This is a genomic window from Sinorhizobium terangae (assembly GCF_009601505.1).
Lineage (GTDB): Bacteria > Pseudomonadota > Alphaproteobacteria > Rhizobiales > Rhizobiaceae > Sinorhizobium > Sinorhizobium terangae.
Window position 1 is genome coordinate 78,121 of record NZ_WITC01000037.1, and the last position, 13,418, is coordinate 91,538.

13 protein-coding genes and 1 tRNA gene are annotated in these 13,418 nt (G+C 62.0%); 11 read left to right on the forward strand and 3 right to left on the reverse strand.

The genetic code is table 11. From position 1 onward, the window contains the following. Positions 1–20: 20 nt before the first annotated feature. Positions 21–971 carry a LysR family transcriptional regulator gene (locus GHK62_RS11235; protein ID WP_153439167.1) on the forward strand — a complete coding sequence of 317 codons (951 nt, stop codon included), beginning with the start codon at positions 21–23 and terminating at the stop codon, positions 969–971. Positions 972–1,074: 103 nt separating this feature from the next. Beyond that, a complete protein-coding gene (locus GHK62_RS11240; protein WP_153439066.1) occupies positions 1,075–1,530 on the forward strand; it encodes a hypothetical protein in 456 nt (151 codons plus the stop codon). Between the two features lie 3 nt (positions 1,531–1,533). Here GHK62_RS11240 and GHK62_RS11245 read toward each other — a convergent pair whose 3' ends face one another. Continuing rightward, positions 1,534–1,764 (reverse strand): hypothetical protein, encoded by a 231-nt coding sequence (locus tag GHK62_RS11245; protein ID WP_153439068.1) that lies wholly within the window; start codon positions 1,762–1,764, stop codon positions 1,534–1,536. 342 nt (positions 1,765–2,106) lie between these two features. Here GHK62_RS11245 and iolG point away from each other — a divergent pair, with 342 nt between their 5' ends. After that, entirely contained in the window at positions 2,107–3,099 is a 993-nt protein-coding gene (gene iolG, locus GHK62_RS11250) for an inositol 2-dehydrogenase (RefSeq protein ID WP_153439070.1), read from the forward strand. Positions 3,100–3,170: 71 nt separating this feature from the next. Here the strand turns inward: iolG and GHK62_RS11255 are convergent, their stop codons facing one another. Then, positions 3,171–5,519 carry a bifunctional diguanylate cyclase/phosphodiesterase gene (locus GHK62_RS11255; RefSeq protein WP_153439072.1) on the reverse strand — a complete coding sequence of 783 codons (2,349 nt, stop codon included), beginning with the start codon at positions 5,517–5,519 and terminating at the stop codon, positions 3,171–3,173. A 127-nt stretch (positions 5,520–5,646) separates the two neighbouring features. Beyond that, the gene (locus GHK62_RS11260) at positions 5,647–6,855 is read right to left on the reverse strand and encodes an ROK family transcriptional regulator (RefSeq protein WP_153439074.1); all 1,209 of its coding nucleotides are present in this window, start codon (positions 6,853–6,855) and stop codon (positions 5,647–5,649) included. Between the two features lie 347 nt (positions 6,856–7,202). Between GHK62_RS11260 and xylF the strand changes: the two genes are divergently transcribed. The 8 genes from xylF to GHK62_RS11300 all read left to right on the forward strand — a co-directional run bounded on the left by xylF (position 7,203) and on the right by GHK62_RS11300 (position 13,397). Then, complete coding sequence (gene xylF / locus GHK62_RS11265) at positions 7,203–8,243, forward strand: D-xylose ABC transporter substrate-binding protein (protein ID WP_153439076.1); 1,041 nt, start codon at positions 7,203–7,205, stop codon at positions 8,241–8,243. 158 nt (positions 8,244–8,401) lie between these two features. After that, on the forward strand, positions 8,402–9,715 hold the full coding sequence (locus GHK62_RS11270; protein ID WP_153439078.1) for a sugar ABC transporter permease: 1,314 nt from the start codon (positions 8,402–8,404) through the stop codon (positions 9,713–9,715). 14 nt (positions 9,716–9,729) lie between these two features. Further along, positions 9,730–10,515, forward strand: a complete 786-nt coding sequence (locus GHK62_RS11275; RefSeq protein WP_153439080.1) for an ATP-binding cassette domain-containing protein — start codon at positions 9,730–9,732, stop codon at positions 10,513–10,515. Positions 10,516–10,727: 212 nt separating this feature from the next. Continuing rightward, positions 10,728–10,804, forward strand: a tRNA-Arg gene (locus tag GHK62_RS11280). Between the two features lie 124 nt (positions 10,805–10,928). After that, positions 10,929–11,480: an alpha/beta fold hydrolase gene (locus tag GHK62_RS11285; RefSeq protein ID WP_153439082.1), complete on the forward strand. Its 552-nt coding sequence runs from the start codon at positions 10,929–10,931 to the stop codon at positions 11,478–11,480. Between the two features lie 255 nt (positions 11,481–11,735). Then, on the forward strand, positions 11,736–12,212 hold the full coding sequence (locus tag GHK62_RS11290; RefSeq protein WP_234886855.1) for a MarR family winged helix-turn-helix transcriptional regulator: 477 nt from the start codon (positions 11,736–11,738) through the stop codon (positions 12,210–12,212). Next, positions 12,202–12,963 (forward strand): class I SAM-dependent methyltransferase, encoded by a 762-nt coding sequence (locus tag GHK62_RS11295; RefSeq protein WP_234886856.1) that lies wholly within the window; start codon positions 12,202–12,204, stop codon positions 12,961–12,963. Before GHK62_RS11290 ends, GHK62_RS11295 begins: the two co-directional genes overlap by 11 nt. Continuing rightward, positions 12,960–13,397 (forward strand): thioesterase family protein, encoded by a 438-nt coding sequence (locus GHK62_RS11300; protein ID WP_153439086.1) that lies wholly within the window; start codon positions 12,960–12,962, stop codon positions 13,395–13,397. Before GHK62_RS11295 ends, GHK62_RS11300 begins: the two co-directional genes overlap by 4 nt. Positions 13,398–13,418 lie beyond the last annotated feature (21 nt).

The following is a 13,418-nucleotide window of genomic DNA, read 5'->3' on the forward strand; positions in this document are numbered from 1 at the left end:
GCAGGGCGAATGCCGGAGCGATGGCGGACGAACTTCTCGATAGCGCCCTCCTTCGATCGGGCCTGAAGATCAATCATCTGAGGCTCATCCTGGCGATTGAGGACTATCGTCGCATCAGCACCGCCGCCGATTCGCTCGGCATCTCGCAGCCGGCAGCGTCGCGAATGCTCGCCGAGATCGAAGCGATCATGAAGGCGCCGATCTGCGAACGGGTGGCGCGCGGCGTCGAACTGACCCGCTATGGCGAGGCGCTCGCACGACGCGCGCGAACGATCTTTCTCGAACTGCGCGAGGCCGCGCGCGAGATCAATGAATTGAAAACCGGTAGCGGCGGCTCGGTCTCGCTCGGCTCCGTCACGGGCCCCGCCCTTAACCTCGCCGTGCCCGCCATCCGCCAGGTCTCGACGGCCTATCCCGGCATCGAGATAAATGTGCAGATCGACAACAGCAATGTGCTGACCCGCGAGCTCCTGGCGGCGCGCCACGACTTCGTCGTCGGCCGCATCCCGGACGATCTCAATCCGCGCCTCTTCAACATGGTCGAGATCGGTTTCGAGGAGGCCTGCCTGATCGTTCGCGAAGGCCATCCCCTGCTCGAAAAGCCAATCGCAAACGCCGACGACCTGCCGGGTTACGAGTGGGTGTTTCAGCCTCCGGGAACGCTGCTGCGCCGTGCGGTCGAGGACAGCTTCGTCTCCGCCGGCGTCCGGCTGCCGGCAACCGTCATCAACACGTCCTCGATCATTCTGACGCTGTCGATCGTTCGAAACACCAACGCGATTGCACCGGTCGCCCTCGACGTTGCGAATTTCGTCGCCGGCAACGGGACGCCCGCCGGCGATATTCGCGTGCTGCCAACGCAAATCCCGATACGCATCAAGCCCTACGGCCTGATCACCGCCGAAGGCCGTGCCCTGCCGCCAAGCGCAAAGCTGCTCTACGACCTGATCCTGAAGCAGAGCAGAGCGTGATAAGGCCCGCATAACCCTCACAGGGCAGGATGGCTGAAGAATCTCGCCGTCGGTCGTTCGCAAAGCGACATCCCCGACAAATGCTGTTTGGAGAAGACACGTCATGTTCGGCATGTCGGTGTTTCAGTCAGTGCTCGAACGATTGAAGGCAGAGCAGCAGGACGCGGCGTGCGACGAGGACGCCGGCGAGCAGGCATTCCGGCATGGCATGGCCGGGTTCTCGCAAGGCTTCATCGTCGACACGTCGCCGGCTATAACGGCGCTCGATGCGGTCCAACGTGCTTATCATGAGCTTGCAACGGCCGAGAGCATGCAGCAACCGGTGATGCCCGATCATCTGAAACGCACGAGTCTTGCCGAGGTTGCGGCCGAGCTTGCACTGGACGAGCAGGAAACCGCGATTTCGCTTGCTGCCAAACGACGGCGGTTCGCCGCGGCTAACCACCCGGACAGGTTACCGGCCGACTTCAGGGCCAACGCCACCGTTCGGATGAAACTTGCCAATATGCTCATCGATGAAGCGTCGCGAAGGCTGCCCCGCGACAACGGGTCGGCATGACCTTCACTTCGGCGCGTCACCCGCGTCGGTCTTGTCATCGACCGATTGCTTCGGCTTGAAAAAGATCAGCAGAGCACAGCCCGCATAGGCGGTTACGGCCAGAAAGATCATGCCCCACGTCGTCTGCCCGGTGCTGAATTCCACCGCCGTCCAGGCAGCGCAGACGGCGACGATCAACAGGCGGATCCACAGGGGCTGGTAAAAAGGGTGATCCGGATCGATGAACTTGAACATCCTGTCTCTCGGCCAGCGTGCAAACTTGTTTCCTTGTAGGGGCAAATTGGGCGCGCCTGCAAGTATACGGCCACAAACCCGGCTTGACGACGCGAGCGCAAATGGAATAAAAATTCCGAAATTGATGAGTTTGGCCTTTTCATTCCGGCGCGAAATTGTCGCAAACGGGAGACAGAATCGGAGTGGAGGCAAGGGAGAGACACGCCGCGCCGCGGCGCGCGGGGATATCAGCGTTACATTCCTTATGAATGCGCGGGCAATGCGGTCCGCGACGCCTTTGCGCGATGAGCGTCAATCATCGCGCCCCTTTCCGGTTGCGACCGGATTTCGAGAGAGACGAACATGACAGTGAGATTTGGTCTTCTGGGCGCCGGGCGCATAGGCAAGGTTCACGCGAAAGCCGTCAGCGGCAATCCCGACGCCGTCCTCGTCGCGGTCGCCGACGCTTTCCCGGCCGCGGCGGACGCCATCGCCAATGCCTATGGCTGCGAAGTGCGCACGATCGAGGCAATCGAAAGCGCTGCCGACATTGACGCCGTCGTCATCTGCACGCCGACCGACACGCACGCCGACTTGATCGAGCGCTTTGCCCGCGCTGGCAAGGCGATCTTCTGCGAAAAGCCGATCGATCTCGATGTCGAGCGCGTGAAGGCCTGCCTTAATGTCGTATCGGACACCAAGGCAAAACTGATGGTCGGCTTCAATCGCCGCTTCGATCCGCATTTCATGGCCGTGCGCAAGGCGATCGATGACGGCCGCATCGGCGATGTCGAGATGGTGACGATCACCTCACGTGATCCGGGTGCGCCGCCGGTCGATTATATCAAGCGCTCCGGCGGTATCTTCCGCGACATGACGATCCACGATTTCGACATGGCGCGCTTCCTGCTCGGGGAAGAGCCGGTCACCGTGACCGCGACCGCTGCCGTGCTCGTGGACAAGGCGATCGGCGAGGCCGGAGACTATGACAGCGTCTCGGTCATCCTGCAGACGGCCTCCGGCAGACAGGCGATCATCTCGAATTCGCGCCGTGCCACCTATGGCTACGATCAGCGCATCGAGGTTCACGGATCGAAGGGCGTCGTCTCGGCGGAAAACCAGCGCCCGGTATCGATCGAAATCGCCACCGGCGAAGGCTACACCCGCCCGCCGCTGCACGACTTCTTCATGACGCGCTATACCGAGGCCTACGCAAACGAGATCGAAAGCTTCATCGCTGCCATCGAAAAAGGCGCGGAAATCACGCCCTCCGGCAAGGACGGCCTCGCGGCACTGGCACTGGCGGACGCGGCCGTGAAATCGGTTGCCGAGAAGCGCCAGGTGAGCATCGCCTGACGCTGCATTTTCAGCAAAACAGCCAAGGCCGGGTTTTGAGCCCGGCCTTGATCTTTTTCATTCGGTGAACATCACGCCTCGGCCCTTGGCCGGTCCTGCACCGGCTGGTTGGCACTCGGTGCGCGCCCCGGACGACCGGAGAGGAAGCCCTGTATCTGCCGGCAGCCCTCTTCGACGATGATCTGCTTCTGCCGCTCCGTTTCGACACCTTCGGTCACCACCGGCAGGTTGAGGCTTTGGCCAAGCGCGATGATCGCGCGGATGATGGCATGCGCCGCAGGGTCCTTGTCGAGAGCCGCCGTGAAGCTGCAATCGATCTTCAGTTTGTCGAACGGGAAGGTCTGGAGGTTGCTGAGCGAGGAATGGCCCGTCCCGAAGTCGTCCATGACGATGCGCACGCCGAGCAGCCGCAGCCGGACGAGCGTCGTCAACACGTCATCTCTATTGTGCATCAGCACTGCTTCGGTGATCTCCAGTTCCAGCCGGCGCGGCTCGAGACCGGTGCGCCTCAGAATCGCTTCAATCTGGTCAAAGAGGTTGGGAAGCAGAAACTGCACCGGCGAGATATTGACCGAAATCGCCAACGGCTCGTTCCAGCGGGCCGCTTCAAGGCAGGCCTGCTCAAGCACCCACTCGCCGATCTGGATGATCGAGCCGCTTTCCTCGGCGATCGGAATAAAGATACTGGGACTGACAAGACCGCGATCGGGATGTTGCCAGCGCAACAGCGCCTCGTAGCCGACGATCCTGTCGTCACGAACGTCGACGAGCGGTTGGTATTCGAGGAAGAGCTGGCGCCTGACGACCGCGTGCCGAAGGTCGTTTTCCATTTGCCGGCGCGTGCGCACCGCTGCATCCATCTCGGCGTCGAAGAAGCAGGCAATGCCCTTGCCGGTCTGCTTCGCGCGGTAAAGCGCCGTATCGGCATTGTTGCAAAGCCGGTCCGCCGTCATTCCGTCGGCCGGATAGATCGCCACACCGATGCTGACGCCAACAGCCATCGGGTCACGGCTGGTATCCATTTCCTCTGCAATGGATCTCAGAATGCGCTCCGACAATTGCCGCGCTGCCTCGGGCTGCCCGGCGGACGGCTGGATGATCGCGAATTCGTCGCCGCCGAGCCGCGCGATCGTATCGCCATCCCCGCATGCCGCGCGCAGGATGTCGGCCACCTTGCGCAGGATGCGGTCGCCTTCCCCGTGGCCGAAAATATCATTGACGGCCTTGAAGCGGTCGAGGTCGAGACAGAGGACAGCCAGCAGTTCGTTCCTCGCGCTCGCTACGGCGATCGACTGCGCCAACCGCCGATCGAACGAACTGCGGTTCGAAAGGTCGGTCAGCGCATCATGATGCGCAAGGTGCTCGATCGTGCGTTCCGCCTCCTTGCGCTGGCTGAGATCGCGCACGAAAATCACGTCGCACTCCCGACCCCGGTATTCGATCGTGCGACACGTGTATTCGACGGGAATTCGCCTCCCGTCCGCGTGAAGCAGTTCGAGTTCGCATGAGCCGCCGAACGCCCGACGACCCCCCGGCCGTTCCCGATCCTGCGCGAACAGCTCCGTCAGGTTTTTCTTTGCCAGTTCGGCTGCGGTCCGGCCGCAAAGGCTCATGAAACGCTCGTTGATATCGACGATTTCATCACCGCGGACGATCATCATGCCTTCGAGCGACGCGTTGACGAGCCCGCGAAGATCGGTGAGGTGCCGGTCGAGGAAGAGCGCGCCGAAAGCCACGAGGATGAGTGTCGTCGATGCAGCGATCACGCCGCCCGCAAGCCAGGCAGGATCGAATGTGGTAGCGGCGGCAACGCTCGGGTCCGGCACAAGGCCGACACCGCTCATCGACTTGAAGTGCATCGCGCAAATCGCAAGCACCAATAGGACCGTGGACGCGACCAGCCCGCGAACGCCCTGCAGCTTTCGGAACAGATGAAGCGCGACGCCTGCGATCAGCATGCCGAGGATGACGGCGGTCACGGTGGATCGAAAGTCGAACGTAACCTGGCCTTGCGCTTCGACCGCGCGCATGCCGGTGAAATGCATTGCTGCGATGCCGAGGCCGAGCAGGATGCCGCCGACGGCGAAGGCGTAGCGGAAGGTTCCGGCGAGCGCCACGGTGAATGCAATCCAGGACGCCGCGATCGCCACCAGCACCGAGAGGGTCGTGCCTCGGACCTCATATGCGATCGGCATGCCGCCGTCGTAGGCGAGCATCGCGATGAAGTGTGTCGACCAGATGCCGACGCCGGACGCAAAGGCGCAGGCGACGGTCCAAAGGCGGCGCTCAGTGCCGAGGCTGCGCTGCGCGCGCATCAGGAGCAGCATCGTGGCGACGCTGCCGGCAAGACAAACGATCGCCGCAATGGCGATCAGTCGCCAGTCATGATCATTGCGTATGCATGCAATCACTGAAAACATCGCTGCCCCCTGCGTCAGGGACAGCTTTGCAAGGAGTCTCTAAATAACCGTAAATTGCAGAGACACCAGAATTCGCCCGAGAGATTTCAGTGCCGAGCGACGCGGAGCGCCGAGGCGGCGTTCGAACTTAGCCATGCCCGCCGGCAATGTCTGCGTCGATCGTGCTGAGTGCGCGATTGAGATGGCCATCGAAAACGAGCCGCTGCTCGTCGGCTGCCACCGCGATTTCCGGCAGTCCTTGCAGGCGTACCTGCAGGGACTGGGCGAGCCCCTCCTCCAGTCCCTTGTGAAGGAGATCGAAGTAACGTGTCCCCGGTCCGGTGACGAAGATCGGCATCGGCTCGTAGAGGCTGAGCAAGCGGGAAATGCCGTTGCCGAGCGCGATGCCGGCCTGGCGGAAGGCGTAGCCGGCCATGCGGTGTCCCTGGCGCGCGTTGGCCGCAATCTTGTCCATCTCCGATAGCGGCACGAACTTCGCAGGGATCGTGTCGGAGGGCACCTCGAACGCCGTGCGCAGGATTCCATAGAAGCCCGCCGCCGCTTCGATGCAGCCGTGGCCGCCGCATCGGCAAAGCCCAGCGGAGCTCGTGTGCAGCATGTGCCCGAAATTCGGCGCCGAAACATCAAGTTCGCCGAGACGGCCTTTCCGTGCAAGGCCGAGACCGATGCTGTGCCCAAGCGATATGGCTGCAAGCGCCTTGAAGTCTTCTCTCTCCTCCTCGGCTCGGACCGCAAGCGCTTGGGCAACCAGCAGCGTCTCGTTGCTGAGCATGATCTTGGCCCGCCAATCCGGGCGCAGCAGCTCTTCGAAATCGAGTTCCTCTTGGCCGAAAACCGGGGACCAGATCAGTCGCGCTCCATCAGCCGCAACAAGGCCCTTGCTGCTGATCGAGATGGCAAGCACATCTTCCTTCGTGATGCGGGAGCGCTGGAGCAGCCGTTCAAGCGCTGCGGCGAATACCTGCCCGAAAGCGGCGGTGCCCCTGAGATCGTGTTGTCTCGCCTCCTCGAACCGGTCGAGCAGAGTGCCGCCGTAATCGGCGAGCGAATACTGCACGATATCGGACGAGATGCGCACGACGATCACATGGCCGCAGTCGCGCCGCGGCATGAAAAGCACACGCGGCCGGCCACGGCCGCCTTGAACGTGCTGTTCACTTCTGGCGATGATTCCGGCGCGTTCCAGTTCCGCCGTGATGGCGGAGACGGTGGCCGAGGCGAGATCGGTTTCCGATGCGATTTCCGTGTGCGACAGGGAACCTTTCCGGCGGAGCGCCGCAAGGACAAGCGTGCTGTTCTGCTGACGTACAAGTTCAGTGCTGGACTTCGTCAGCATTACGCGTCCCTGTCGATGGCGGATCCTTCAACCCCATGCCTCCTCCAAAGCATCTGTTGACCGGCAAGACAAGGCGCCCTGCATGTTTACTCGGACGGAAGCCGATCCAAGGGCAAAAACATACAGCATTTCAACATGCTATCACGACTTTTGCGCCTTCCCGGAAGAGGCGCATGGCGCTGCACGGGGCCTTGTTGACAGCCTGCTAAAACTCTGACATTTATTTTCTCGACTGTCGAGAAAAAAGTCCGCACTGGTTGCGGCGGGCTTGCGACAGCACTTCACGGTTGGCCGAGGAGGCGTGCGGGAGGTTCGTGCGCACGGCGCAACCATTTGGGAGGGATGAAATGAAATCCGTTTTGAAGTTGATGGCGGGGGCTGCCATCATCGCGTCCATGCATTCGGCGGCCATCGCCAAGGATCTTGTCGTCGGCGTTTCCTGGTCGAACTTCCAGGAAGAGCGTTGGAAAACCGACGAGGCCGCCATCAAGGCCGCGCTTGAAGCTTCCGGCGACAAGTATATCTCCGCCGATGCCCAGTCTTCCGCCGCCAAGCAGCTGACCGACATCGAATCGCTGATCGCGCAGGGCGCAAACGCCTTGATCGTGCTTGCCCAGGACTCCGACGCGATCGCCCCGGCGATCGAAAAGGCCACCGCAGAGGGTATCCCGGTCGTCGGCTATGACCGCCTGATCGAAAATCCGGCCGCCTTCTACATCACTTTCGACAACAAGGAAGTGGGCCGCATGCAGGCTCGCGAAGTCTTCAAGGTGAAGCCGGAAGGCAACTTCGTCTTCATCAAGGGCTCCTCGTCCGACCCGAATGCCGACTTCCTCTTTGCCGGCCAGATGGAAGTGCTGAAGGAAGCGGTTGACGGCGGCAAGATCAAGAACGTCGGCGAGGCCTACACCGACGGCTGGAAGCCGGAAAATGCCCAGAAGAACATGGAGCAGTTCCTGACCGCCAACGACAACAAGGTCGACGCGGTCGTCGCTTCGAACGACGGCACGGCCGGCGGCGCCATCGCGGCACTTTCGGCGCAGGGCCTCGCAGGCGCCGTTCCGGTCTCCGGGCAAGACGGTGACTTTGCGGCGCTTAACCGCGTCGCGCTCGGCACCCAGACGGTTTCCGTATGGAAGGACGCCCGCGAGCTCGGCAAGAAGGCCGCTGAAATCGCTTCCGCGCTCGCCGCCGGCAAGACGATGGACGAGATCGAGGGCGTTCAAACCTTCAACGGCGGACCGAAGGGCGTTGCCATGAAGTCGGTCTTCCTGGCACCGCTTGCCATCACCAAGGACAATCTGAACGTCGTCATCGACGCCGGCTGGATTTCCAAGGACGCAGCCTGCCAGGGCGTTGCTGCCGGCACCATCGCCGCGTGCAACTGACGGCTCGGCATTTGAATTGACCTCAAGACGCCGCAACGTGACCGCGTTGCGGCGTTTGCTTGAGGTCGGGACGGTCTTCGCATGCAGGTGATAAGATCGCGGCAACGCGGCGCGAAAATAGCCGCATGAGCAAATGGAAACAGTGGGGGACGGCGGCCATGGCCGACACGACAAATACCGCACATTTTAATCGCGCGCGCAGCGCGGCTGAGAATCCAGTGAAGCGCTTCTTCCGCGCCACCGAAATCGATACCCGCCTGCTCGGCATGGTCGGCGCGATGCTGATCATCTGGATCGGCTTCGACTTCCTGTCCGGCGGCCTGTTCCTCACGCCGCGAAACCTCTGGAACCTTTCGGTGCAGACTGCCTCGGTCGCCGTCATGGCGACCGGCATGGTTCTCGTCATCGTCACCCGCAATATCGATCTGTCGGTCGGCTCCATCCTCGGCTTCGTCGGCATGATCATGGGCGTGCTGCAGGCTGAACTGCTGCCGCAGATCCTCGGCTTTAACCATCCTGCCACCTGGATCATCACGCTGCTTGCCGGCCTTTCCCTCGGAGCGGCGATCGGTGCACTCCATGGCATGATCATCGCTTTCCTCAACGTCCCGTCCTTTATCGTCACCCTCGGCGGTCTCCTCATCTGGCGCGGCGCCACCTGGTTTGTGACCAGTGGCCGCACTGTCGCGCCGATGGACGCCACCTTCCGCCTGATGGGCGGCGGCACCGAAGGCTCGATCGGCGCGACGGCAAGCTGGATCGTCGGCTTGCTTGCCTGTCTCGCGATCGTCGCCAGCATCATCAACGCCCGCAAGCAACGTAAGCGCTTCGGCTTTCCCCGCCGCCCGGTCTGGGCCGAGTATTTCCTGTCGGGAATTGGCTGCGCCCTCGTTCTCGGCGCGGTGGCGGTCGCCAACAGCTATCCCTGGCCAACCAACATCGCCCGCAAATACGCCGAAGCCAGCGGCATCGCGTGGCCCGAAGGCGGCCTCTTCATCGCCCACGGCATCGCCATTCCGGTGCTGATCGCCATCGTCATCGGCATCGTCATGACCTTCATCGCCACGCGCCTGCGCTTCGGCCGCTACGTTTTCGCGATCGGTGGCAATCCGGAGGCGGCCGAGCTTGCCGGCATCAAGACGCGCTGGGTCACCGTCCGCATCTTCGCGCTGATGGGCATGCTCTGCGCTGTCGCCGCCGCAATCTCGACGGCGCGCCTCAACGCCGCCACCAATGCCCAGGGCGAACTCGACGAACTTTACACGATCGCCGCGGCCGTCATCGGCGGCACCTCGCTTGCCGGCGGCATGGGCACGATTGCCGGCGCCATGCTCGGCGCCCTCGTCATGCAGTCGCTGCAATCCGGCATGGTGCTGCTCGGCATCGACAGCCCGCTGCAGCGGATCGTCGTCGGCGTCGTGCTGGTCACCGCCGTCTGGCTCGACACCGTATATCGCGCCCGCGCAAAATAATCAGGAGTACGAACATGACAGATCAACGCACTCCGCTTGTGGAAATGAAGAACATTTCCATCTCCTTCGGCGGCATCCACGCGGTGGACAACGCTTCCGTCGATCTCTATCCGGGTGAGGTCGTGGCGCTCCTCGGCCACAACGGCGCCGGCAAATCGACGCTGATCAAGATACTTTCCGGCGCCTACAGGCGCGATGCCGGCGAGATCCTGATCAATGGCGAGCCGGCCGAGATCCACAATCCGCGCGACGCCAAGAAATACGGCATCGAGACGATCTACCAGACGCTCGCTGTCGCCGACAATGTCGACGCCGCCGCCAATCTCTATCTCGGCCGGGAACTGCGCACCCCCTGGGGAACGCTCGACGACGTGGCGATGGAGGCGAAGGCGCGCGAGGTGATGGGCCGCCTCAACCCGAACTTCCAGCGCTTCAAGGAACCGGTAAAGGCACTCTCCGGCGGTCAGCGGCAATCGGTGGCGATTGCCCGAGCCATCCTCTTCAACGCCCGCATCCTGATCATGGACGAACCGACGGCGGCCCTCGGGCCTCAGGAAACCGCACAGGTCGGCGAGCTCATCAAGCAGTTGAAGCGCGAAGGCATCGGCATCTTCCTGATCAGCCACGACATCCACGACGTCTTCGATCTCGCTGACCGCGTCTCGGTGATGAAGAACGGCCAGGTCGTCGGCCACGCCCGCACCGAGGACGTGACCAAAGACGAGGTGCTCGGCATGATCATCATGGGCAAGGTGCCGCCAAAAGCGATCCCCGGCCCCGGCGCCATGCAGATGGCGTGAGCCTGAAGCTCTGCAAACACCACGAATGCCGCGTCCGAGGGCGCGGCATTTTTCTTCACGGAGGTCCCTTGTCCTATGCAGCGCTGCGGCCTCCACGCGAACACAGAACGCAAATTTCCGCTGCAAACTCATTCAATCACCATTGAAGCGGCGCGCAAGCTAGGCTAAGAACCGCTCACAGCCTGCTTCGGCGGCCCTGGCCGCCAACGGATGCACCCGTAGCTCAGCTGGATAGAGTGTTGGATTCCGATTCCAAAGGTCACAGGTTCGAATCCTGTCGGGTGCGCCATTTTGATATAAACCTGAGAATCCAAGCCGCCGATTCTGCGCCCGAAGCGGCGGAAAATGTCTTTAGCAGTTCGGTTTTTGCGACGCCAAAGGCGGCGCGTATGCTGCAGGCAAGGACCTCAATCATGAAGAAGCAAGTCTTGTTCATTCAAGGCGGCGGCGCAGGGACCCATGATGAATGGGACAACAAGCTCGTCGACAGCCTGAGGCGAGAACTTGGGCCTGGCTACGACGTCCGCTACCCGCGCATGCCGAACGAGGCAGATCCCACCTATTCCACATGGAAGGCCGCGCTCGCGGAAGAGATCGCCGGCCTCGATGATGGCGCGATACTGATGGGCCACTCAATTGGCGGAACGGTTCTGATCAACGCGCTCGCGGGGTCACCACTGAACCGGAAGCTTGCGGGCATATTTCTCATCGCAGCGCCCTTTGTTGGCGCTGGCGGTTGGCCAAGTGAAGATATCCAGCCAACAGCCGACCTCGGTGCGCGATTGCCTCCAAAGACGCCGGTCCATCTCTATCATGGCAGCGAAGACGACATTGCGCCGTTTGCGCATGTCGATCTCTATGAGAGAGCGATACCCGGCGCGATAGTGCACCGGCTCCACGGCCGCGATCACCAGCTCAACGACGACTTGGCCGAGGTTGCCGCTGGCGTCCGCGCTTTGAAATGAGACGGGCCTGCCTGCGACCGCGTTCTCCAACGGGACTTCATATCCGGTATTCAGCGGCGCTTCAGCTCACCCCCACCCCGGTGTGTAGCAGTTTCCGGCGACCCCGGTCACAGATGTTTTTTGTGACGGCTCGACACCGCATCGGTCGTCGGGCGCTGTTCACCGGTCGATCTGGCGATCACAAAACGCACAGAAAGCTCACGCTTGAAATTACATTAGCGCTAATGTAATTTGCTGCCCATGAGCCAAAAACAGATGCCAGGTCTCGGTGAACTGCTCCGCTATGTCGGAGAATTGGTCGATCAGGGTGCGGAGGAAGAGTACCGCGCCATGAACCTCCCCTATCGCGCCAGATACACCCCGGTCATGCGTGCGCTCGCCGCCGGCGCGGAAACCGTGACCGAGATCACCGCCCTGAGCAACCTCACGCAGGGCGCGATCAGCCAGACCGTGAGGCTGATGGAGGCCGATGGCCTAGTGGCACGCCATCGCCTGGAGGATGGGCGCAAGAACGGTGTTCATCTGACGGCTCGCGGCCGGGAATTGCTGAAGAGACTTGAACCCCACTGGGCGATCACCTTCACAGCCATAGACGCGTTGGAAAAGGAAATTGGCCATCCGCTTCTTGAGGTGCTGGCAAAAACGGCGCGCGCACTGGAACACCAGGGATTTGCCGCCCGACTGAGGGCCGCCGCACACCACGCAAACGAGGATCACGTCGATGCAGACTGACACGATGCTGCGCAAGAACTGGTTCGGTGCAGGAGGCAGCGCCTATGCGCAGTTCAGGCCCGAGTACCCGGTCGCGCTGTCGACGTTTCTTGCGAAAGTGTCTCCCACCCGTGACATGGCCGTCGATGTCGGCTGCGGCAACGGGCAACTGACCCGGCAACTGGCGACCTATTTCGATCGCGTGATCGGGGTAGACCCTAGCGAAGACCAGATCGCCAACGCTCAGGCCGAGGACAAGGTGCGATATCTTTGCGCGCCGGCCGAAAAACTGCCTCTTCCGGACAACACGGCGAGCCTCATCACCGCAGCACAGGCCGCCCACTGGTTCGATCTGCCGGCCTTTTATGCCGAGGCTCGCCGGATCGCCGTCGAGAACGCCGTTATCGCGCTCATCAGCTACGGGGTGCTCCGGCTGGAACCTGATGAACTTCAGGAGCGGTTCATCGACTTCTACCACAACGAGATCGGCCCCTATTGGCCGACGGAGCGCAAGCTGGTGGACACCGGCTATGCCGATATCACCTTCCCTTTCAATGAGCGGGCAGCACCGGAGATGGAGATCCACAGGGCCTGGGAGCTCGGCGATTTCCTGGGCTACCTGTCGACATGGTCCGCCGTGCACCGTGTCAACGACGCCGGGCGCGAAGACATTCTCACGGCCTTTGTCCGGGATATTTCCGAACTCTGGGGCGACCCGGCGAAGAAGCGGCCGGTGTCCTGGCCCATCAACATGAGATTGGGGACGATATGAACGATATCAGCGAACTGCCGATACTCGAGGCTGGCCTGCGTCATCGCGAACGGCTGGCGGTCACCCCGTTTCACACCGTGCCCGAGGTCGATGATGCCTGGCCAGGCTTCAGGGATATGCCGCCGGTGTTCGCAACGGCGATGATGATCGGCTTCATCGAGCAGACCTGCATCGAAGCGTTGCGTCCTTATCTCACCGACCAACAACGCACCGTCGGCACCCATGTCGATGTCAGCCATGTCGCGCCAACACCCGTCGGCATGTCGGTGACGGCAGATGTCGAACTGGTAGCGGTGGACGAAAGATCGCTTCTCTTCAAAGTCTGCTGCTGCGACGAAGCTGGTCTGATTGGCGAAGGAACCCATCGCCGCGCCATCATCGACCTGAACCGGTTTACCCGGCGATTGGCTGACAAGGCCGCCCAGGCCAGCTAGTTGACATTCCGATATTATGTG